Annotated in this window: 25 protein-coding genes; 13 read left to right on the forward strand and 12 right to left on the reverse strand. The window is 54.3% G+C overall.

Annotated elements, in window-relative coordinates; genetic code table 11:
* The first annotated feature begins 28 nt into the window (after positions 1-28).
* A complete protein-coding gene (locus H6G13_RS02320) occupies positions 29-313 on the forward strand; it encodes a DUF3303 family protein (protein ID WP_190481556.1) in 285 nt (94 codons plus the stop codon).
* A gap of 51 nt (positions 314-364) precedes the next feature.
* On the opposite strand, the gene H6G13_RS02325 is transcribed toward H6G13_RS02320, so the two are convergent.
* Positions 365-586 (reverse strand): helix-turn-helix transcriptional regulator, encoded by a 222-nt coding sequence (locus H6G13_RS02325; protein WP_190481557.1) that lies wholly within the window; start codon positions 584-586, stop codon positions 365-367.
* 153 nt (positions 587-739) lie between these two features.
* Here H6G13_RS02325 and H6G13_RS02330 point away from each other — a divergent pair, with 153 nt between their 5' ends.
* On the forward strand, positions 740-877 hold the full coding sequence (locus H6G13_RS02330; protein ID WP_190481558.1) for a hypothetical protein: 138 nt from the start codon (positions 740-742) through the stop codon (positions 875-877).
* Positions 878-1,036 (forward strand): hypothetical protein, encoded by a 159-nt coding sequence (locus H6G13_RS02335; RefSeq protein ID WP_190481559.1) that lies wholly within the window; start codon positions 878-880, stop codon positions 1,034-1,036. It begins immediately after the preceding gene.
* Positions 1,037-1,129: 93 nt separating this feature from the next.
* Here H6G13_RS02335 and H6G13_RS02340 read toward each other — a convergent pair whose 3' ends face one another.
* The 4 genes from H6G13_RS02340 to H6G13_RS02355 form a co-directional block, all read right to left on the reverse strand.
* A complete protein-coding gene (locus H6G13_RS02340; RefSeq protein ID WP_190481560.1) occupies positions 1,130-1,327 on the reverse strand; it encodes a hypothetical protein in 198 nt (65 codons plus the stop codon).
* Between the two features lie 166 nt (positions 1,328-1,493).
* Complete coding sequence (locus H6G13_RS02345; protein WP_190481561.1) at positions 1,494-3,008, reverse strand: FAD-dependent oxidoreductase; 1,515 nt, start codon at positions 3,006-3,008, stop codon at positions 1,494-1,496.
* A gap of 91 nt (positions 3,009-3,099) precedes the next feature.
* A complete protein-coding gene (locus H6G13_RS02350) occupies positions 3,100-4,047 on the reverse strand; it encodes a branched-chain amino acid ABC transporter permease (protein ID WP_190481562.1) in 948 nt (315 codons plus the stop codon).
* Positions 4,047-4,904 (reverse strand): branched-chain amino acid ABC transporter permease, encoded by an 858-nt coding sequence (locus tag H6G13_RS02355; RefSeq protein WP_190481563.1) that lies wholly within the window; start codon positions 4,902-4,904, stop codon positions 4,047-4,049. Before H6G13_RS02355 ends, H6G13_RS02350 begins: the two co-directional genes overlap by 1 nt.
* A gap of 182 nt (positions 4,905-5,086) precedes the next feature.
* Between H6G13_RS02355 and H6G13_RS02360 the strand changes: the two genes are divergently transcribed.
* Together H6G13_RS02360 and H6G13_RS02365 are read left to right on the forward strand one after the other, a co-directional pair.
* Complete coding sequence (locus tag H6G13_RS02360; protein WP_347277422.1) at positions 5,087-5,548, forward strand: YggT family protein; 462 nt, start codon at positions 5,087-5,089, stop codon at positions 5,546-5,548.
* A 50-nt stretch (positions 5,549-5,598) separates the two neighbouring features.
* Positions 5,599-6,018, forward strand: a complete 420-nt coding sequence (locus H6G13_RS02365; protein WP_190481564.1) for an acyl-CoA thioesterase — start codon at positions 5,599-5,601, stop codon at positions 6,016-6,018.
* A 10-nt stretch (positions 6,019-6,028) separates the two neighbouring features.
* Here H6G13_RS02365 and H6G13_RS02370 read toward each other — a convergent pair whose 3' ends face one another.
* Entirely contained in the window at positions 6,029-6,211 is a 183-nt protein-coding gene (locus H6G13_RS02370) for a hypothetical protein (RefSeq protein WP_190481565.1), read from the reverse strand.
* 49 nt (positions 6,212-6,260) lie between these two features.
* Positions 6,261-7,082 (reverse strand): hypothetical protein, encoded by an 822-nt coding sequence (locus H6G13_RS02375; RefSeq protein ID WP_206756503.1) that lies wholly within the window; start codon positions 7,080-7,082, stop codon positions 6,261-6,263.
* Positions 7,083-7,528: 446 nt separating this feature from the next.
* Between H6G13_RS02375 and H6G13_RS02380 the strand changes: the two genes are divergently transcribed.
* Together H6G13_RS02380 and H6G13_RS02385 are read left to right on the forward strand one after the other, a co-directional pair.
* Positions 7,529-9,703, forward strand: coding sequence for a tetratricopeptide repeat protein (locus tag H6G13_RS02380; RefSeq protein WP_190481567.1), 2,175 nt, complete (start codon positions 7,529-7,531; stop codon positions 9,701-9,703).
* Positions 9,704-10,212: 509 nt separating this feature from the next.
* Positions 10,213-10,428, forward strand: a complete 216-nt coding sequence (locus H6G13_RS02385; RefSeq protein WP_190481568.1) for a hypothetical protein — start codon at positions 10,213-10,215, stop codon at positions 10,426-10,428.
* Between the two features lie 71 nt (positions 10,429-10,499).
* On the opposite strand, the gene H6G13_RS02390 is transcribed toward H6G13_RS02385, so the two are convergent.
* The 3 genes from H6G13_RS02390 to H6G13_RS02400 all read right to left on the reverse strand — a co-directional run bounded on the left by H6G13_RS02390 (position 10,500) and on the right by H6G13_RS02400 (position 12,195).
* A complete protein-coding gene (locus H6G13_RS02390; protein ID WP_190481569.1) occupies positions 10,500-10,865 on the reverse strand; it encodes an EamA-like transporter family protein in 366 nt (121 codons plus the stop codon).
* Between the two features lie 90 nt (positions 10,866-10,955).
* Entirely contained in the window at positions 10,956-11,405 is a 450-nt protein-coding gene (ndk, locus tag H6G13_RS02395; protein ID WP_190481570.1) for a nucleoside-diphosphate kinase, read from the reverse strand.
* A gap of 172 nt (positions 11,406-11,577) precedes the next feature.
* Positions 11,578-12,195: a hypothetical protein gene (locus H6G13_RS02400; RefSeq protein ID WP_190481571.1), complete on the reverse strand. Its 618-nt coding sequence runs from the start codon at positions 12,193-12,195 to the stop codon at positions 11,578-11,580.
* Between the two features lie 81 nt (positions 12,196-12,276).
* Between H6G13_RS02400 and H6G13_RS02405 the strand changes: the two genes are divergently transcribed.
* Both H6G13_RS02405 and H6G13_RS02410 read left to right on the forward strand, forming a co-directional pair.
* Positions 12,277-12,777 carry a hypothetical protein gene (locus H6G13_RS02405; protein WP_199305688.1) on the forward strand — a complete coding sequence of 167 codons (501 nt, stop codon included), beginning with the start codon at positions 12,277-12,279 and terminating at the stop codon, positions 12,775-12,777.
* A 101-nt stretch (positions 12,778-12,878) separates the two neighbouring features.
* Positions 12,879-13,703: a PHP domain-containing protein gene (locus H6G13_RS02410; protein WP_190481681.1), complete on the forward strand. Its 825-nt coding sequence runs from the start codon at positions 12,879-12,881 to the stop codon at positions 13,701-13,703.
* Between the two features lie 106 nt (positions 13,704-13,809).
* On the opposite strand, the gene H6G13_RS02415 is transcribed toward H6G13_RS02410, so the two are convergent.
* Complete coding sequence (locus H6G13_RS02415; protein ID WP_190481572.1) at positions 13,810-15,723, reverse strand: ABC transporter ATP-binding protein; 1,914 nt, start codon at positions 15,721-15,723, stop codon at positions 13,810-13,812.
* A gap of 211 nt (positions 15,724-15,934) precedes the next feature.
* Here H6G13_RS02415 and H6G13_RS29025 point away from each other — a divergent pair, with 211 nt between their 5' ends.
* The 4 genes from H6G13_RS29025 to ccsB all read left to right on the forward strand — a co-directional run bounded on the left by H6G13_RS29025 (position 15,935) and on the right by ccsB (position 19,959).
* A complete protein-coding gene (locus tag H6G13_RS29025; RefSeq protein WP_277882473.1) occupies positions 15,935-16,066 on the forward strand; it encodes a hypothetical protein in 132 nt (43 codons plus the stop codon).
* 124 nt (positions 16,067-16,190) lie between these two features.
* Positions 16,191-16,871 (forward strand): hypothetical protein, encoded by a 681-nt coding sequence (locus tag H6G13_RS28535; protein WP_199305689.1) that lies wholly within the window; start codon positions 16,191-16,193, stop codon positions 16,869-16,871.
* A 200-nt stretch (positions 16,872-17,071) separates the two neighbouring features.
* A complete protein-coding gene (locus tag H6G13_RS02425; protein ID WP_190481573.1) occupies positions 17,072-18,892 on the forward strand; it encodes a DUF3352 domain-containing protein in 1,821 nt (606 codons plus the stop codon).
* Between the two features lie 71 nt (positions 18,893-18,963).
* Positions 18,964-19,959, forward strand: a complete 996-nt coding sequence (ccsB, locus tag H6G13_RS02430) for a c-type cytochrome biogenesis protein CcsB (protein ID WP_190481574.1) — start codon at positions 18,964-18,966, stop codon at positions 19,957-19,959.
* Positions 19,960-19,974: 15 nt separating this feature from the next.
* Here the strand turns inward: ccsB and H6G13_RS02435 are convergent, their stop codons facing one another.
* A complete protein-coding gene (locus H6G13_RS02435; protein WP_190481575.1) occupies positions 19,975-20,637 on the reverse strand; it encodes an SDR family oxidoreductase in 663 nt (220 codons plus the stop codon).
* Positions 20,638-20,641: the final 4 nt, after the last annotated feature.

Below are 20,641 nucleotides of genomic sequence, written 5' to 3' on the forward strand. Positions count from 1 at the left end.
CTCTGGCTTAGAATTTGAGGACTAACAAATGCTGTTCATGGTCATTGAGCGATTCAAGGACAATGACATGCTGCCAATCTATCAGCAAATTCGTGATGAAGGAAGACTGTTTCCCGAAGGCTTGAAATACATTGACAGTTGGGTAGAACCAAACTTCAGCAGATGTTTTCAGCTCATGGAATGTGACGACCTTAGCTTATTTCAGGAATGGATTTTGAAGTGGTGTGGTTCGGGAGCAACTTTTGAAATTGTTCCAGTCATGACCAGCAAAGCAACTCAAGAAGTTGTTGCCCCATTACTCGATAGCCTATAGCTGAAAGGCAGTTACACGATGAATAGTCATCGAACAATCTGAAGTGAGTTATTAATCCTCGACCAACTCGATCAGGTCTTCGATCGCAATGTCAAAAGCCTTAGCAATTTTGTACAGCGCTGATAAATCAGCAGTGTTCACTGTAGGAAGCCGTGCATAGCTCTTGACGGTATTGTAATTAACGCCAGCACGATCAGCGATTTCCTTGATCGTAATCCCTCGCTCTTCTGCAAGTTCTCGAATTTTCAGCCTAACTCTTCCTGATCGTCCCATGCATCTATTGACACAGGTGAAAAACCACCCTTTAATGATATTAAGGTGGAAAACCACCTAACTCGTTTTTGTCTAGTCAAAAAGCAGTCGCTCCGGGAGCCTGGAAAACTTCGGAGCGACTACGTCCTATATCCCTAAACGGGAGGTGCATTCATGATACCAGCCCAACAGCCACCCTCGGCGGCTGAACCTTTGACCTGTCCAAAACCAGTTCTCAACGCCCTAGCCAGTAGCTTCACACCCTACCGCGATGCTCTCTCACCCTGGTGTATTGTGCGGTTGCTGCCCTAAATGCAGCGCATTACCGTCGCCCGGTTTCGGCGGCGCAATGATGCCGATGCCCACGTGCAAGTGCTGCGACGGCTGATCCCCCAAGGCACCTACGTGATCTTGTTTGATAGCGTTGTAGCCCCTTCGACTCAGGTAGAGCTTAAGGAGAAAGGCTCTTAAACACCTGACCGCCCAGGCCAAATGAATGGTCTGGGCGGTTGTTTTATCGTCAACGAGGCTACTCGTCAACGACAAGCCTGTAGGTGAAGCGCTCTAGCTCAGGGCAGACCCGCTGCGATCATAAGAGCGGCTAGCGTCGGCGCTGGGCTTACCTTGAATGTGGCTCCAGTGCTCAAGATCTCCGGGCATACCGATTTCGACGTTAGAACGAGTCAGCATCGACTGCTGACGGTTCTTGACCATTTGGTGGTGACGCATCATCAGGGCGCGTGCTTGGTCGTTAACAGACATATCGGTTCCTCCGGCGTTTTGGATGTCTCTGTTCCCTTACCCTTTTACAATAGCAAGCCAAACTGTATCAAAGGCTACAGAATTGCGAGCCTGAAACAATAGTTCTGACTTCGTTACATTCTCTGACTGCCCTTGACTCTTAGTAATGTTGCACTCAGGTTTTGACTTAAGGCAGCCAAAAAGCGGGTAGGCTCTGGTGGAGGAGCGATCGCAACCCCCGATTCACACCACGGGCTAGCTGAATGTGAGGCTCATCAGGAATAATGGGCAAGATGGAGGCCGGTTGCCCCTGCCCCAGCGTTGCGATTACCTGGTTAGCCGCCTCTAGACCCGTAACATAGGCTTTTTCCTGCGACCAAGAGCCGTGACGGGTGTCGATCCAGTCGCCGCTCATAAAGGCGTTCTTAAAAGGCGTGATCCCCGGCAACAGGTAGCGGTAGCTGCCCGGCGCAAAATGGCTCACGGCCTGAGGCAGTCGCACCACACCAGCATCTACCACCTGAGCCTGACGAAAGCCCGGAATACAGCCAGCTAAATCCCGCTGCACCAAGGGGATCAATTCCTCATCATCTAGATTAAGCAGCTGATTGGCGTGGTAAAAGTCCACCTCAATCACCGAACCGGGCTCATCTCGGTACTCATCGTGAAGGGCATTGAGATCAAAGAAAGTCCAGCCAGTAGTGGGATGAAAGCCAAAGCAGGCATTGGAAGGATGGGTAATGTGAACTTTGCGGTCAAACCAAAGACGGGTCGCCAGCACATCCACCGCGCCCAGGTTACTGAGATTCCGGAACTCTGAGCGGCGGCGCAGGGCTGGACTGCTAGCGGCAATCTTCTTCATGCCGGTAATGCCTACGGCAAAGATCACGGCATCGGCCTCAAACGTCTCGTCGCCGCAGACCACTGCTGTAATCTGGTTTTCTAAACCCTCGATCACGTCGGTAACGCGGTGGTTAGCCAGAATGCGGCCCCCGGCCTGCTCGATCTGCTGCACCCAGGGGCGAAAAATCTGCTCACCCACCGTACCCCGGCACCAGCGCACGTCAAAGTCAGGCTGGTGGGCCAAGATAAAGTAGTAGAGCATGCCCAAAGCGGCAGCGGCAGAGCACTGCTCCCCTGGGGCAAACAGGCCCACTAGCAGCATCGGCTCAAAAGATTCTTTGTAGAGCCGAGCTGATACCCCATATTGCTTAAACAGTTCGCGGGCCGTAATCGCGTCGTAGCGCTGCCAAGCTTCGCGGGAGTTGTCGAAGTCCACGACAGCATAGAGCAGGGGCAGGGCTGAGAGCCGATCTACCAGAGGCAGCCGCTGAAAGCGGGTATAGAGAAACGTTCCTAATGGGCTAGGCAGATAGGGCATAGCCTGGAACAGCGGCGACTCAACCTCTAGGCCGTGAGGCGAATATTGAGAAGACTGAGTCCAGGGCGTAAAGGGCTGAATCTTCAGTTCGTCGGTCAGCGAAAAAATGTTGCGGTAGGGGTACCAAAATCCGTGGATGCCCGCTTCTACAGAACGGCCTCCGGCAGTTTGCCACCCCGCCACTAGCCCGCCCGGATAGGGACCTGCTTCTAGCAGCGTCACGTCGTAGCCCTGTTTGGCTAAGTGGTAAGTAGAGCCCAAGCCGGCCCAACCCGCCCCCACAACCACCACTTTGCGCTTTTCTTCCCCGATTGCAGCCATACACTCTCCTACAAGCTGCTTTCAGGATGCCATAGGAGATGGGTTTGCAGGGGGTAGAGATTGTGCGGGAGGGCCTGTGTGAGCGAATTTGCTAGCCGCGAATGCGCCAGCGACGGGGTTTGTCGGGATCGATTGGCTGAGGCGGCTGCTCTGGCAAGAGCCCTTCAGGGCGAGCCAGCAGAATAATTTGCAGCAGCACACCGATTAGCAGCAGCCGTAGGGCGCTGGCCCGGGTAATCCAGTCAGGGGGCAACACATTAGAGGTAAGTATTTCGGTGCCCGACCAAATGCCCCAGATAGCGAAGGCTCCTAAAATGGCTCCTCGGGTGTTGCCGCTGCCGCCTGCAATCAGCATGACCCAGACAATAAAGGTGGCAAATTCGGGCTGAAAGGCTTCGGGACTAATAAAGCCGACGAAGTGAGCATAGAGGGCACCGGCCAGGCCCATCACCATCGATCCCAAGACAAAGGCCTGTAGCCGGAAGCTCAAGACGTTTTTACCGGCTGCCATAGTGGCCGGTTCGTCTTCTCGAATGGCCCGCAGCACCCGGCCCCAGGGAGCCCGATAGGCGCGATCGCTAATCCAAAAGACAAGGGCCAGCACCAGCACCAGCAGAATCAAAAACGTCAGTGGCGTACCGGCCAGCCAGGGATCGGGGATGCCTGCAATACCGCGAACACCATTGGTCAGCCAGGCTTCATTCTTGAGCACTAATCGGACGATTTCGGAGATGCCGATAGTTGCGATCGCAAGATAGTCCGATCTCAGCGTCACCGTGACCAGGCCAATTAAAAAGGCCAGCAGCCCAGCAATCGCCATCGCCACGATAGCCCCCACAATAAAAGGGGCATCAAAGCCACCCAGGTAGTTGGTGCTGTCAGGCGTAGTTACAATCGCGCTAGAGTAGGCACCTATGGCAAAAAATGCGCCAATGCCGATATTGAGAATGCCAGCATAGCCCCACTGAATATTTAGGCCCAAAGAGAGCACGGCGTAGATGCTAGATAGAGTCAGAAAGAAAATTAGATAGTTAATCATCACCGTCCCCCGAAGAGACCTGTGGGCCTCACAATTAGCATAGCGACCAGAATGGCAAAGGCAACGGCAGCCTTATACTCTGGGGAGATAAATAGAGTCGAGAGTTCAGAGGCCAAGCCCAGCACCAACCCACCTGCGATCGCACCATAGGGGCTGCCGATGCCGCCCAGAATCGTGGCCGAAAAGATTGGGAGCAGCACCCGCCAGCCCATCACTGGGTTAATCTGCGTGTCTAGTCCTAAAAACACCCCTGCAGCACAGGCCATAATCGCGCCCAAAACCCAAGTCCAGGTGACGACTCGCTCCGTATCAATGCCCGTCACCTTAGCCAGATCAACATTATCGGCCATCGCCCGCATCGCTTTGCCGGTTCTGGTGTACTGCAGAAACAGGTGCAGCCCCAGCATTAGCCCAACCGCTCCCAGCACGATAGTGATCTGATCGGGGCGGAGGTTCAGCCCGGCCAAAGCCACGGGGCGCTGAATGCCCTGCCGGTAAACCAGCTGGTTAGAACCCCAGACCAACTGAATCAGGCTGCGGAAAATTAGCGCAATGCCAAAGGACGAAATCAGCAGAATCACCGGCGGCCGACGGCGCAGCTTGCGAAACACCAGCTTGTCTGTCACGACCGCCGTCAGGGCTGTTGCCCCGCAGGCCACCAGGAAGCCCAGCCAGAAGGGCAAGCCTAGCGTCACCCCTAGGGTGAAAGCAAAATAGGCCCCAATGGTCATCAGGTCGCCGTGGGCAAAGTTGGCAAATCGCAAAATTCCAAAGGTCAGCGAAACGCCGATAGCCCCCAGCGCCAAAATACTCCCTGACACAATGCCATAAAAGATGAGCTGAAAAAAGTCGGTCACGGTCTTTGCACACAGCTGAAAGCATTAAAGCATCGTAGACAATTTTTTACTTCATAACTCCCAGCAAGCAGAGGCGAATGTCCCTTTTCTAGGACAATCTACTGAAATGTGTCTGCCGGAAGACGTAATTAGATGACTATCTGGCATTCTTATAGATAGAAGTGAAAGTTTCAGGCAAACCCGTGAGTCACTCTGATCGTCCGTCCGATCGCGATCGCGCCTATTCGTCAGACCAGCCTCCTGCCTACAACTACGAGATAGCTCAGCAGCGAATGCGCCAGGAATCTCAGGAGCGCGAGTACCAGCGGCTGCGGTTTGAAGAAGATCAGTTTGCTAGAGCCCGTCGCCGAGCTATTGTTCATAGAATCATTTGGGGCATTACCTATCTGGTAGGAGCCCTGCAAATTCTGCTGGGGTTGCGCTTTTTACTGCGCTTGACCGCCGCCAACCCCGACAACACCTTTGCAGGCTTTATTTACAGTCTGTCGCAGCCCTTCGTAGCGCCCTTCTCCACCCTATTTATCAGCCCAACCTTCGACGGCAACACTCACATCTTCGATGTGAATATTTTGGTGGCGATGATCGCTTACTTGGTGCTGGCCCTGCTCGCGATCTGGCTAGTGCGCATACTGAGCAACCGATAGCCGATCAAACCTAGTCTCAGTGGAGCCGTTTCCCGATCGTTTCTCGCCCTATGGCTCCGATTTACCAGTACGAGTTCGTCGTGCCCACCGAGGTCATCGACGAAAACAACCATATCAACAACGTTGCCTATGTGCAGTGGATGCAGGATGTTGCGATCGCACATTCCAACCATGTTGGCGGCACCCAGGCCACGCAGCAGGTTGGGGCCACCTGGGTAGCTCGCTCCCATCAGATTGAGTATCTCCGGCCTGGATTCGCAGGCGATCGCATCCGCATTCTCACCTGGATAGCCGATTTTCGCAAAGCCCGTTCACGCCGCAAGTACAAATTCCTGCGCCTGGAAGACAACATCGTCTTAGCGCCAGGAGAAACCGATTGGGTATTTATTGACAGCAAGACAGGACGGCCTCGATCAGTTCCAGAAGCCGTCCTGTCTTGTTACGAAATCCTGACAGAAGCAGAACCTTAAGGAGGTACGGCTACCGATCGAGATCCGGCTGCAGCTTTTCGGCCTGTTTCTCCATTGTCTCGGCCGCACCTTGAGCCCGATCAATAGCCCCGGTAGGTGCAGTTCTAGACGCTTCAGACTTCATGCCCTGAATCGCTAAAACGCCCACTATTGAAAAGGCCACCAAAAATCCAACAGCTGTCAGTCCTCGCATTACCGTCACCTCACGGATTGAATACGCTACCTAAGTTTAATTTACCCAGCTAAGGAATATCTATCTTTAGAGTGTAGGCAGCATTGCCCCGAGTTCCTCCGACTACGACCTGATATTCCCCAGTCTGGGATAGCAGCACATCTCCAGAGGTACTCTCTCGCTCCAGCACAAATCCACTGGGCGAGATCACATCAAAGACAGCATTATCTTCGAGAGAAGTGATGTCTAAAAACATTTGCTGCCCCCCCTGAGCATCCACTCGGTAAACGTTTCGTTCGCCCTGTACTACAGCGCCTTCTAGCACCACAGACGACGTTCCTGGCTCAAATTGCACCTGCTGAGGGCGAATCGTTACTCCCTCTAGCAAGTCAGACGCCTCTAGCCCATCTGGGCCCACAAACCGCTCTTGGGCAGTGGCACAGTCGATAGCTGTAAAAGTTCTCTGCTCAGTTTTAAGGGTTTCTGGAGTCACTGTCCACACTTCCTGGCTCTCCTGCAGGTCATACTCAATCCAGGTCGTGACATCCATTGAAATTTGTCCCGCCCGCAAGATCCCCTCTAGCTTCTGAGCATAAGACGAGTAATAGCCCTCCGAATCAGCATGGATGGTCGCGCTGCTGTCTCCAGTCACGCTTTGGCTTTCCTCCACCGCCAAACGGATAACGCCACTGAGATCTTCAGATTCAATTCCATAGCAGTAACGCCCTGGAGATAGAGAGGCCGAGTCAGAACCAGTCTGAGCTGCTGTAGAGGCCGAAGTACTGGCTGAGGTAGGGCTTTGCGAGGAGCGATTTCCTTCGGGCGGGGTGCAACCCAGCAGCATAAGCGCTAGGCCAACGGGGAGAGCACAAAGAACTTTAACTGAAGCCATTGAGAGATAAAAGAGATCAAGGTCATCCTTATGTATCCCTCACCGATCTCCAACGGCCACTCTGCAAGAAATTGTCACACTGAAACTTCAAATACATCAGTGCTAAAACTTAAGAAGTTGAACTTCCAAACAGCTCGCAGAACAACACTATGGGTTACAAGGTCTGCGAAGAGGCTGGGATCACAGTTCCCAAGGCCAGCTTAGACCTAATTAGATATACAGTTCTGCTGGAATAGAAAGATTTGCTTGAAACAACAGATTTTCTTGGCAATAGCCAGTAATATCACCATGCATCCTCCTTAGGATATATCTGAAATATTTTGCTTAAATCTGGAGCCCCAGAAGCTTTAGCGCTTCTCTGTTGGGGCATTAGGGGAGCAATCCCTTTTCCCTCTGTATGTCTAGGGTCTATTTTTCCATCAGAGTGTTTACAACTGTCACACCCCATGCCAGGTGCCTCTATCTCCGTTCCCCACAACCTTCCGCATCAAGGTACAGCCCGTTTCATTGGCCGCGGCCAAGCCCTACAGAGGCTGCGGCATGAGCTGCAGCACGGAGGGCGAGTCACAATTGCTCCAACCGACTACTCATCCGGTATTGGCAAAACAGAACTGGCGCTTCAATATGCCCAAACTTATTGGAGCGAATACCCTGGCGGTATTTGCTGGATTAACGCTCAGGTGGGCCGCATTGAGGAACAGGTGCTTGAGTTTGTTAAATACCAGCTAGAGCTAGAACCGCCTTCGACGTTGGCAGGATCTGTGCTCACTCTGCCGCAGCAGTTAGACTGGTGCTGGCAGCACTGGCGACCAGACGAGCGGGTGCTGATTGTTATTGATGAAGCGACTGACTTGGCAACCTGCCGCAGAGTTTTACTGCCGCAGGCAAATCAGTTTCATATTATTGTGACGAGTCTTGAGCCAGATTTGGTTCCTCGCAGCTCTACCCTAATTTTAGAAGGGCTATCGCCCACCACCTCTCTCCAGCTCCTCTACCCTGATAAAGTCGCAACCTCCCTAGAAAATACAGCGGCAACGAAAGCGGCAGCAGCTCTTTGTCAGTGGTCAGCCCAGCTTCCCCTGACCCTCAAGCTGTTAGCAGCATACCTAGCCCAACCGCCAAAGCCCTCTCCTGCTCAAGTTCAGGCACAGCTAGATTTAATTGAGCGACACCAAGCCCAGAATGTTGGCTATAGCGTTCATTTTCGGGAGATGGCCGGCTCTAGATTGAGAGCTGTTTTGGAGTTAATCTGGGCGGTTCTAGAACCTGAAACTCAGAGTGCGGCTTGCCTGCTAAGCCTCTTTGCGCCAGAGGCCATTCCTCTCGACCCAGCTGAATGGGCTCTGCAGGGAATAACTGGCGAGAACTACTGTATTCGCCCGTCTCTTGAGCAGCTCCAATCCTTTGCTTTGCTAGAGCCCGCTCAGGCCCCTGTACCCGCACTATCGCTGCATCCGTTGATTAGAACATTCTTCCGCGAAAAGCTAGCGCTCGGCGCAGAATCAATCATTCCACAGCAGATTTTGGAGCGGGCCCTAGCTGCCACTTTGGCTGGGATTGCCCGCGCAATTCCTCAGGAGTTGACGCCTGAGATGACGGTGGCACTATCCCCGATCTCAGGCCATTTAGCTGAAGTCGTTCAGCACCATCCCAATCGGTTGAGTGATGAAAATTTGATTTGGCCTTTTATTGGGTTGGGTCGGTTTTACCAAAGCCAAGGGCTTTTTAGCTTGGCTGAACCCTGGTGGCAGGCTTGTTTGGTAGCGACCCAACAGCGGTTTGGGGAAACCCACCCAGATGTGGCTTTTAGCTTGAATAACTTAGCGCTGATTTACAGGCACCGGGGCTACGTCGAGAAGGCAGAAGCTTTTTACCAGCAGTTTATCGAGAAGATTAGCCAGCTATTTAAGGAAGAGCACCCAACCCGGGCTACAGGGCTAAACAATTTGGCTGCCCTCTATCGCTCCCTGGGGCGCTTAGAAGAAGCTGAAATGCTGTACCAGAAGGCTCTTGTAGAAGAGCATCCACCCGAAAACGATCATCTTTCAGTAGTTACCAGTCTGAACAATTTGGCTGATCTCTACCGCTGCCAAGGACGCTGCAGCGAAGCTGAGCCCCTGTACCAAAAAGCTCTGGCGATGGCTCAGCGACTGCTTGGCAGCGAGCATGCTGTTGTTGCTACTTGCTTGAACAACTTGGCTCAACTCTACTGTGCCCAAAAGCGCTACAAAGAAGCCGAAGCTCTGCATACGCAGGTGCTCAATATGAGGCGGCGACTGTTTGGAAAAGAACATGTTGCGATCGCAACTAGTCTAAACAATCTAGCAGAGCTCTATCGGATTCAGGAGCGCTATCGCAAAGCGGAAAGCTTATACACCCAGTCGCTAGAGATGATCAGGCGAATTTCAGGAGAGGAGCATCCAACTTTTGCCAGTGGTCTAAATAATCTGGGCGTTCTCTATGCCCGTTTGAGGCGTTTTGACCAGGCGATTAACCTACTGCAACAGGCCCTGACAAAACAACTGCAGCTACTGGGGGAGTCTCACCCAGATACTCAACGAACCCTGCATAACTTAGACAACGTGCGAGCGGCTAAGCGGCAAAAAAAATGGGTGAGGTAGCCTCACCCACAAAATACAGGAGTTAATGAGGAGATTACGACTACAGTCAAAACTGGCTTGGTGACTATTTCATTGGCCTGAACGCCTGATAACGGCTGGATGCTTTAGGTTCTTTACGGAGCTACTAGAGCACTCAACGTTTTCCGCGCCTTGCCATTGATTACAGTCAATATGACCTAGCCACTTGATATAGCCAAATCTATGTTTACATTTCAGCAGAAAAACTTGGATTGTGCAACCCTCAAGTCAAAAAACTGAGCTCACTGAGCAAGAAAGCTTTGCATAGCTTAATTTTGGTTTACTATTAGCCAGCATTAAAAGGGATTTGCAATGAGCTGTCAGTCTGTTTCGTAACACCTGCTGACGACCTCAGAAACCCCGGCTTGTCAAGGCTTGCAGCGATTGGCGGGCTATCCTCACACGCCCAGAACGCTAGGCAAAAAACTCAAGACAGAACTCTGCGATTTGCCGTGGCCGTACAATAAACGTACTCACCTATTGCAAAAAATATGCCTGTCGAAGCCGTCGGAAACCCACCACCCGAAGCCGATCAACTCCGCTCTGCTCTAGAAAAGCAGCTTCCCGAAATCATTGCCAGCTTCAATCAAGTCTTGCGCGAGCAGTATGGTCTCTCAGGCATCAGCGTAGGCGGCTTTACCGTCGTTCCTGAGGGGACTGTTCCCAGCACCGTCATCTGTGACCAAGAGAGCTGCTCTGTTGAGTAGGCTGACCAAAGCCTCTATAAAGTCGTTTGCATCACTGGCTAGAGTGCTACGGATGCCCCTGTATTCTCGGCCTATCGGGAAGCAACCAGGGCCACTCCGCACACAATTAGACCTAGCCCTACTGCTCGCCCCAAGGAGATCGATTCATTGAAGACAAAATAGCCCGCCAGCACCGAGATTAAATAAATTAAAGAGGCTGAAGGCGCGGCAACAGACAACTTTACCCGCGTCAGCAGCAGAATATACAGAATAGCCCCAACCCCATAGGCCATCAGTCCGGCAACCAGGGCGGGGGTGGTAGCAATTTTGAGAATGTGGCCTATGGCGTTGTCTGAGGTAACCGCACCCAGCTTTAGGGCACCCAGCTTCAAAAAAATCTGCCCCAGGGAGCTCGCTACTACAGCAATTAGCAGCAGTCCAAATTCCGCTAAGCTCAAGACCCAATCATCCCTGTGAATCGAGACAGCTCTCATCCTAAATGAAATTTCTCAGCAGAGACGCGATTGATCGCGTCTCTGCTAGGAGAATTATTCGTACAGCCAGCCTTTAAGGGTAGGTTCCCAAGACGCCAGTTCCTCAGGTTTGAACCAGAGGGCGATTTCAGTCTGGGCGGTTTCGGGGGCATCAGAACCGTGAATGATATTGCGGCCAATGGTTACACCAAGGTCGCCTCGAATGGTTCCTGGTTCTGCGGTCAGCGGGTTGGTGGCCCCAATGATCTTGCGGGCCGAGGCAATCACGCCATCGCCTTCCCAAACCATGGCTACGACTGGGCCAGAGGTGATGAAGTCAACTAGCCCAGCAAAAAAGGGCCGCTCCCGGTGTACACCGTAATGCTCCTCAGCCAGTTCGCGGGAAACTGTCATCAATTTCAGGCCAACCAGGGTAAAGCCTTTGGTTTCAAAGCGGCGAATGATTTCTCCGACCAGGTTCCGTTGAACCCCATCGGGCTTAATCATCAAAAACGTCCGTTCCACAGATTCCTGCTCCTAAGGTGCATGACAAACCTTCTCTATGCTCAGAAACGAGGTGTACCTTTGTAAAGCACCTCGACCAATCTTTTGATTTAACTTTCCTATGGGTCGCCTGCGCCTCCGGACAAGGTTTACGGTAAGCGGCAAAGGCTTACCGACTCTTTATCACGGTCGCTTAGGCCAGCGGAAAAAACTGATCGGCCAACGGATCATACCTCCAGGACTGCCCCTCTGGGTCTCGTTCGCCCGACCAGGAGCCAAAATCGGTGGCCCATTTCTTCTGGTGCAGCAGAGCGGTTGAACACTTCAGTCGGGCGGCCAGTTGATCTGGCAAAATGGGCGGCTCGGGAACTGAGCTGGGATCTACTGCGATCGCAAGTGCCCCCTCACTCCCCGTTTGAATTCCCGGCGAAGAGAAAGTGTAGAGAATATCGCCCTGCTCCGTCGGCTCAAAGTTGGCATAAAACTCGCGGGCACGAGCATCGAGAAAAGTGCGGGCCTGGGGGCCGGTGAGGCGGGCTGCGATCGCAAAATCCAACACGCTAATACGACCACCGCTAGAGCGAATCAGCTGATAAAAAAGCTGGTGCAAATCCTGCTGCCGCTGCTGCTGCCGTTGCCAAAGCCAAAAAACCGCGCCAAACAGGGCCGCCAAGACCAGCCAGGGCAGCAAAATTTGCAGAATCACCAGCAGCAGCAAGACCGAGCCAATTAACACTATTGCCTGCAGTAGCCGGTTTTCCACAGTCAAAGGAAAAGAATAGGATTTACGACGGGGCATTACGATAGGCATAGAGTCTCTATGACCCTATTAAGAGTTTAGTCAGCTCTTTCCGGAGAGTCATCTGACTGTGAAGTATTGCGGGGTGCCCTAATGAAACCCATGCCCACCTTTGCCGACCCGTTCCAGCAGCACCAGGCCGAACAGCTGCTGCAGCCAGTGCTGATTCGAGTTGTAGACAACCTGCGCAAGGCGATGGAAGCCTCCAACTGGATAGGTACCTACGAGGAGCACCTGCTCTGGCCCGAAGGTACCACCACCGCCGAACAAGAGCAAGTCCGCCAAATCGCCGCCCAACTAGAAGACGCCGACCCAGAAGCAGCCCAGCACTTGCAGGAACAGCTAAGCCACCTGCCCATGCCCTTCCCCGGCTACGAACTGCGACTCAGCCAAGGAGAGCACACCCAGCGCATCGACGTCTGGAACCTCTGCTACCAAGTCTGCTTCACCCACTACGACCCTGACACCCCAGCCGAAGTCGATCCCCACCTGCTCGACGAAGTCGGCGACGTAGACTGGCTAGCCCTAGATGAAAAAGCCCAGCAGCTTGTACAGGTAGCTTTTGAACAGTTGGGAGAGGGAAGAAAGGATTAAAGGTAAAGGGTAGAAGGTAAGAGCCTCCTCAACCTTCCCTGGTGCTGCCCTTCTCCCCCGTTCCGGTGTCCCCTGTCTCCCGTCCTCCTCCCCCACGCAACATGCTAGAACTCCACTGCCACACCACCTACTCCGATGGCACTCTTACCCCGCAGGAACTGATTGCTGCTGCCCTCAAGGCGGGCGTTAAAGCCTTGGCCATCACCGACCACGACACGTTGGCAGGCTGGGACGATGCCTTTCAAGCGGCTGCTGATACGCCGCTAGAGATTGTGCCGGGGCTGGAACTCAGCACCGTTTATAACGACCGTTCGCTTCACATTCTGGGCTTCTACCCCGACCGAGCCAAGCTGGAGCCACCGCTACAAGAGCGAATTGCTGGGCGGCATCGGCGAGCCCGTGAAATGGTCGAAAAACTGGCAGCGCTAGGCTACCCCATCGAGCTGCCGTCGATGTCGGGCAACATGGCCCCAGGTCGGCCCCACGTTGCCGCTGCTCTGGTTAAAGCGGGCTACGTAAGCTCTAACCAAGAAGCCTTTACCCGTTGGCTGGGAGAACGAGGGCCAGCCTATGTGCAGTACGACAAGTTTTCAGCCGAAGACGGCATCCGTCTGCTGCTAGACTGTGGGGCTGTGCCGGTGTGGGCTCACCCTTACCTGTTTCGCGGTGGCACTGTGCAGACAATTTTGCCCAAGCTGGTAGAGGCTGGGCTGAAAGGCGTTGAAGTTTACCACCCTCACCACAGCCCCAGCGACGAGCGGAAGCTAGAGGAAGCCTGCGAGGACTATGGTTTGCTCATGACCGGAGGCAGTGACTACCACGGCCCTGCTAGCGCCGGAGTGAATAATTCCGTAGGGCTCAACCAGCTACAGGTGCCGCTAGATTTGCTGCCTCCGCTTAAAGCAGCAGCGGCAGCCCTGCGCTGAGGAAGGTGGGCTTCAGTGGTTTAGCTTGCTTGATGCCAGCAGGCGATCGCAATATTTATAAAAAGCAAAACTATGCCCTCACCTACCCTGTCGCAAGGCAGGTAGTTTAACTGGCCAGACTGCGAGTAGCCTGCAGTTCCTGAATGCGATCTAGGCTGCCAATCGGAATGGCGCTGATGAGCTGGCGGGTGTAGGGCTGCTGAGGCTGGCGGTAGACCTGCTCAGCGGGACCAATTTCTTCAATCTGTCCCTGGTTCATCACCATAATGCGATCGCTCATAAACTTGACTACCGCTAGGTCATGGGAAATGAAGATGTAGGTCAGGTTAAACTCACTCTGCAGCTCTTTGAGCAGATTGAGCACCTGAGCCTGCACCGACACGTCCAGTGCCGACACCGACTCATCGCAAATGATGAACTTGGGGTTTAAGGCCAGAGCGCGGGCAATGCAGATGCGCTGACGCTGCCCCCCCGAGAACTCATGGGGGTAACGGTTCATGCAGTCGCCGGACAGACCTACTCGCTCCAGCAGATAGCTCACCCGCTCCTGCTGGTGACGACGACTCTTAATCACTTTGTGGATCTTTAGCGGCTCTGCGATCGCATCCCCCACGTTCATGCGCGGATCGAGAGAGCTAAAGGGGTCCTGAAAAATGATCTGCATATCTCGGCGCAAAACCCGCAGCTGACGATTGTCTAGACCGAGAACATCTTTGCCGTCAAACCAAATGCGGCCACCGAGAGTAGGCACCAACCGCAGCAAAGCTCGGCCCAGGGTAGTTTTGCCGCAGCCCGACTCGCCCACCAGACCAAAGGTTTCTCCCTGGTGAATTTGGAAAGAGACCTTATTGACCGCCATGACGTAGCGTTGCGTGTTGCCAAAAACTCCCCGAACCGGATATCCCACCTCTAGGTTTTCTACAGTGAGCAGGGAGGCATTTTGCTCCAGCTGAGTCATGCGATCGCGAATCTCAGTTTCGCTAATCTCGCTTCGAAACTGGATAACTTTACTTTCATCCAGCACCTTTTCGCGAATCTGCACCTGCCCGCTGCTGGTAGTTTCGACCTCCATAAAGTCAGCCACTGTAGGCAGTCGCCGCAGCCGCTGATCGGGCTTGGGGCGACAGGCCAATAGACCCTTCGTATAAGGGTGCTGAGGGTTGGAGAAGATCTCCCAGACTGGCCCCGCTTCAACAATTTTGCCCTGGTACATCACTGCCACCTGGTCAGCAATTTCAGCAATGATGCCCAGGTCGTGGGTAATAAAGATTAGAGACATGCCGCGCCGGTCGCGCAGTTCCCGCAGCAGATCGAGAATAGTGGCCTGCACCGTCACATCGAGAGCCGTAGTCGGTTCGTCGGCGATCAGCAGCGAGGGATTGCAGCAGATCGCCATCGCAATCATCACCCGCTGAATCTGGCCGCCCGACAATTCATGGGGATAGCGGTTGAGAATAGCCTGCTTGCGGCGATTAACTTCTTGCTGCGCCTGCCGGTCGGTAAGCTTGGGCTGGCTCTTGAGCACAACCGCCTGCAGTTCACTGTCCGAGGGCAGCAGTTTGACTTCCTGCAGCCCTGCGATCGCAATCCGCTGCGCCTCTTCCTTAGAGACGTTTTGGTGCCGCAAAATCGCCTCAGTCAGCTGAAAGCCACAGGTATAAACCGGGTTTAGCGAGCTCATCGGCTCTTGAAAAATCATCGAGACTTTGCCGCCCCGGTAAGCCTGCATTTGGCTAGGCGAAAGGCGGCTCAAATCAACTGGGCTCACTCCCCGGCTACCGTCTTGCACAACCCCGTCTTGAAACAAGATTTCTCCGTCCACAATTTTGCCGGGAGGGTTGGGAATTAGGCCCATCACAGCCAGAGACGTCACCGATTTACCCGATCCAGACTCGCCCACGATCCCCAGGGTTTGCCCTCGCTGCACCTGAAAGGAAATGCCATCGACAGCGGGGATAATGCGGTCGTCGATCTGAAACTGAACCTTGAGATTGCGAACGTCGAGAATCGGGTCTTTCATCGGGATTAGCTGCGTCGTTCTCGAAAGCCTACGGTTGAATTAGATGCATCATAGCAGCGCCGCTCTGAGGATTGAGTTCATAGAGGACGTCTAAGCTGTTATGTGACTAATCACTTTACACAAAGGCGCAAGATTTTTTGTCGGTAGGGCACTTTTTGAAGGCTGAGAGGTCATGGCACTGTGTTTCCTATCGTCTCCTCCAGTTACAGCTATGTGGTGTCATCGTCTCGGCGCAGTTTTACTGGTTGTGGTCTCTGCAACGGCTTTGCGGGTAAGCTTCGTTCCTGCTATGGACGGGCTGATTCAAAGCCAGATTCAAGAGCACGTGGCGACTCTACGGTGAAGCGGCCCGGCGCGGGAGGACGCTTGCCTAAGTCCACCTTGGGGCCTAAAAATTTCTGTCGAAGGGTTGATGGTATAGTACAAGTGTTCTATACTCAACTGAGTTTGCTTAGAGAAGTCCCCCCATGACTCCCTATCGAGATAACGACAGAACTAGCCTTTCCGAGTCTCAGTACCAGTACCCAAAGCCCCAGCACTCAAAGCTCCAGTACTCAAAGCCTCAGCACCCAAAATCTGACTACCATCGCCAGTCTCACTCCAATCACTATTACCAACAGCACGCGTTGCCCAGATCTGTGCCTGCTCTAGATGGCGGGACTGGAGCAGGGGCGGCAAAGCCGTCAGTTCCCAGACCAGTGCTGGCTCGGCAGCGCCCAGTAGCACCGGCTAGGTCTGTAGTTCACCCAGCGTCTCCCCATGCTGTCCCCCCGCGAAGGGGCAGGCCCGGTGGCTATGTTCTGGCCGGGGGGACGATGATGCTGGCGCTGATGGCCTTTTTGCTGCCGCAGAATTTTAAGTCGCAAGCCCCTGCCAAAGCCGAGGTCTGCCAGCAGGAGGTGCAGGCACAGTCAGTTCTTTCCCGCACCGAGCTTTCTGAGTTGCTTTCTGTTCCTGAGCGCTCAGCTAAAGAAGCCGTGCGGCAGGTAATCGCCGAACCCTTCTGTTTAATGTCTTCAGTTGAAGTTCGTGAAGGCGCTGTAGCTGAGCGGGAAGCCTATCCTTTGGCGTTTGACCCGCAGACTTGGCTGGTGATTCTTTACGAGGGCGATGAATACGCTGGCTACGACTTTAGCTTCCGGCGATAGTGCTTTCTCCAGCTGACAGCTGCGCTGACCTGTAAGGTAGACGGCACCTGGATACCGATCGAGGCCCCTGAAGAAGTGCTCAAACCGAGGGTAAACCAGTGGTTTTAGGGACTTGGTGTCTGGCACAGCGGGCATACCCTATGACAGAATTTCTTTGCTAAAGTGGCAGGGCATCTGCGGAAGGGTAGACGGGTACACACATGTTTCTTTCTAAAAGACCTCCTCTTTTGCTGACGGTTGGGGCTGCCCTGTTGCTAATAGGGGGAGGGGCAGTGGCCTATTGGGGGCTGTCTCGCCGCAATACACTGGCCCAAAATCTGCCGGTTGGGGTGCAGGCTGTTCCTGAAGATGCGGTCATGGCCTTTTCCCTCAGCACCGATGAGGCGGAGTGGCGCAGGCTGCGGCAGTTTGGCACCCCCAAGACCCAAGAGCAGTTTGACCAGTTCTTGGCTAAGTGGCGCGATCGCATTCTCACCGATAACGGTTTGACCTTCGCTGCTGATATTGAGCCTTGGGTGGGGCCAGAGGTAACGGTTGCCGTGTTGCCCGACCAAGAGGGCACTGACACTGAGCCTACCCCCCTACCGCTGCCTGAGGATGTCGCCAACACCCTGATGATTGTGCCCATCGCCGATCCGGCAGAGGCTCAGGCGCGATTCTCAGCCCAAATCGAGCGATCCCAGGCGGGAGCAGCTCAAGATTATAAGGGGGTGGCCATCCAGCCGCTAGCAGGCGCTGAGGGGACAACTCTCTACGCTGCTGTGCTGGGTACTGAGCTGGTAGTTTTAAGCAATCAGTTTGTCACGGTAGAGCGCTCTATTGACGCATTTAAAGGAGGCAAGTCGCTGGTCGATTTGCCCGGTCTAAATCGGTCGTTTGAACAGCTCAAGGGCTCTGCTGCTTTCTCTCGCTTCTATATCAATGTGCCCTCTGCTGTACAAACCCTAGCCAGCACTTCCCAACCCCTGCTGCCCCCGGCTCAACTAGAAACCTTCAAAACAGATCGGGGACTGGTGGGAGCGATCAATCTGGAGGCTCGGGGCGTGCGGTTAGAGAGCGTTAGCTGGCTCCCTCCGGGCACGGACCAAACCTTTCCTCAAGACAATGGCACTACGCAGTTAACCCAGCGGGTTCCCACAGAGGCGCTGCTGTTTGCCTCAGGAGGTAACTTCCAGCGGTTTTGGGAAGACCTTAAAGCCGGCCAGTCTCTAGCTAGCCTGCTGCCCATTGACCCCGAGAACCTGTCGGTAAGTCTGCAGGCAGCCACTGGCCTCACGCTAGAAGAAGACCTGTTGCCCTGGACTCAGGGTGAGTTTGCCCTGGGGATTTTGGCTCCTCCCCAAGCCTCTGCTGCAACCCCAGATCAGGAGGCTTTGCCCAATCCGGCCCTGGTGCTCATGCTGAAGGCGAGCGATCGCAAAGCCGCCGAGACCACTCTGGCTCAGCTTAATGAAGTGATGGAAACTCGGTACCGCTATGCCGTCAACACAGCGGACTTAAAGGGAGTGGCCGTCACTCGCTGGACTTCGCCTTTTCAATCGCTCGCCATGAGCTACGGGTGGCTGGAGGGCGATGTTGTCTTTCTGTCGCTGGGTGAAGGCATTGAGAGTGCGATCGCACCCCTGCCCCGGCAATCCCTGGCCCAAAACAGCCTCTTTCAGCTCACGACTACCCAGGCTCCTCGGGTCAACAACGGCCATTTCTTCCTCAACTTAAAGGCCATGGCCGAGGCTCAAAACAATCTGCTGTTGCCGCCCCTGCCTCAAGATGGCATCATTGCCTCCCAAGCCGTTGAGGGCATTGGCGTAACGGCAACGGCCCTAGGAGAGCGGCAGGTGCGCTACGACCTGTTTGTCGCGCTGAACCGAGGCAACCGCCCCGGAGATCTCCCCCAGCTCAAAGATGCCACCCCCAATCCAGATCCTGATGCAAGCCCCAATGCGAGCCCTGATGCGGATCCTGATGCCGCCCCTGAGACAGAGCCTACGCCAGAAACTTCGCAACCCCCTACTGATGAGTAAGCATTCGGCTGCTCAAAGTCTGTAGGATAGAAGTCTGTAGGATAAAACCAAGCGATTTTGCAAGCAGCGTCATGGATCTGATTACCCTCCAGGGCTGGCTAGACAATCTTTCTTTTGCCGTTCTCTTTGTCACTCTGCTTCTGTACTGGAGCGGCGCGGCTTTCCCCCGGTTCACCTGGCTGCCCAGCCTAGGCACTGCAGGCATGGCCGTCGCGAACCTAGCGATGGCAGCTCTGCTGCTGGCTCGCTGGATTGAGGCTGGCTATTTCCCAATGAGCAATCTCTACGAATCGCTCTTTGCCCTGGCTTGGGGGGTAACAGCTATGCACCTGGTGGCCGAGCGCATGAGCCGTAGTTCTTTGGTAGGCACCGTTACTGCCCCAGTGGCGATGGGCATTGCTGCCTTTGCCACCCTGACTTTGCCCGACACTATGCAGGCCTCCGAGCCCCTGGTTCCGGCGCTCAAGTCAAACTGGCTCATGATGCACGTCAGTGTCATGCTCCTGAGCTATGCGGCGCTGATGGTGGGAGCACTGCTTGCGATCGCATTTCTGGTAGTCACTCGCGGTCAGGCGATTGAGTTGAAAGGTAGCTCTGTAGGCACCGGCAGCTTCCGCAACGTCAAGCTGCAGCGCCATAGTGAAACCGTCGCCCAACCGGCAGCTGCAATGAGCACTGCTGATGGCGGTACCGCTGTCCTAGAAAAAGTACAGTCCACCTCCGCAGAGCCCCTGTCACCCCAACGGCTGACCCTAGCCGACACGCTCGACAACATCAGCTACCGCATTATCGGCTTGGGCTTTCCCCTGCTAACTATCGGCATTATTGCCGGAGCCGTCTGGGCTAACGAAGCCTGGGGCTCCTATTGGAGCTGGGACCCCAAAGAGACTTGGGCGCTAATCACCTGGTTGGTATTTGCCGCTTACCTCCATGCCCGCATTACTAAGGGCTGGCAGGGCCGTCGCCCCGCTATCTTGGCTGCGTCTGGTTTTGTCGTGGTATGGGTCTGCTATCTGGGAGTCAACCTGCTGGGCAAGGGGCTACACAGCTATGGCTGGTTCTTTTAACCCCTCGCTTGAGGCCTAAGCGACCTGAGCAAACAGCTCCTGAAAGGATTTTGGCTCTGCCGACTCCTCAGCCACAATCTCTACAATCTTGTTGCGAGCGTTGGCCTGAAAAAGGGCCTCTACGCAGGTTTCCGCTACCTTCAAGCGCGGCACATTACCCTCGGAGAGAGAATCGGCGGAGGCCATCACTAGGGGCCGTTCATCAGCGTCCTCATTCTTCAGGCCGCCAGGACGAACAATAGTGTAGACCAGGCCGCTTTTTTGCAGGTACTCCTCCGCCTGCTTTTTCCACACGAGAATCAGCCAAAAGAGGTTGAGCGGGTGGAAAAACTGCGACGTACATAGAGAAGAGACCATGACAAAGTGTTCAATTCCGCTCTCTTTGGCCGCATCAACCAGGTTTTTCGTCCCTTCGTAGTCCACCTTATAGGGGCCTGTTGGGTCTAGGCTGGGTCGGGCACCTGTGGCAGACAGCAAAACTGTGCAGTCTGCGATCGCAAGCCGCATCGCCTCACGATCCGTTACATCTCCCTGGGCTAGCTCCACTTCGATTGGCAAGATAGTGCGCGCCTTCAGCGCATCTCGCACTAATGCCTTGACCGGTATGCCTCGCTGCACCAGCGTCCGCACAATTCGCTGTCCCGTTTCTCCAGTTGCTCCTGCTACAAAGGCTTTCATAGAC

The sequence above is a fragment of the Pseudanabaena sp. FACHB-2040 genome, from assembly GCF_014696715.1.
In the GTDB taxonomy this organism is placed as follows: domain Bacteria; phylum Cyanobacteriota; class Cyanobacteriia; order Phormidesmidales; family Phormidesmidaceae; genus JACVSF01.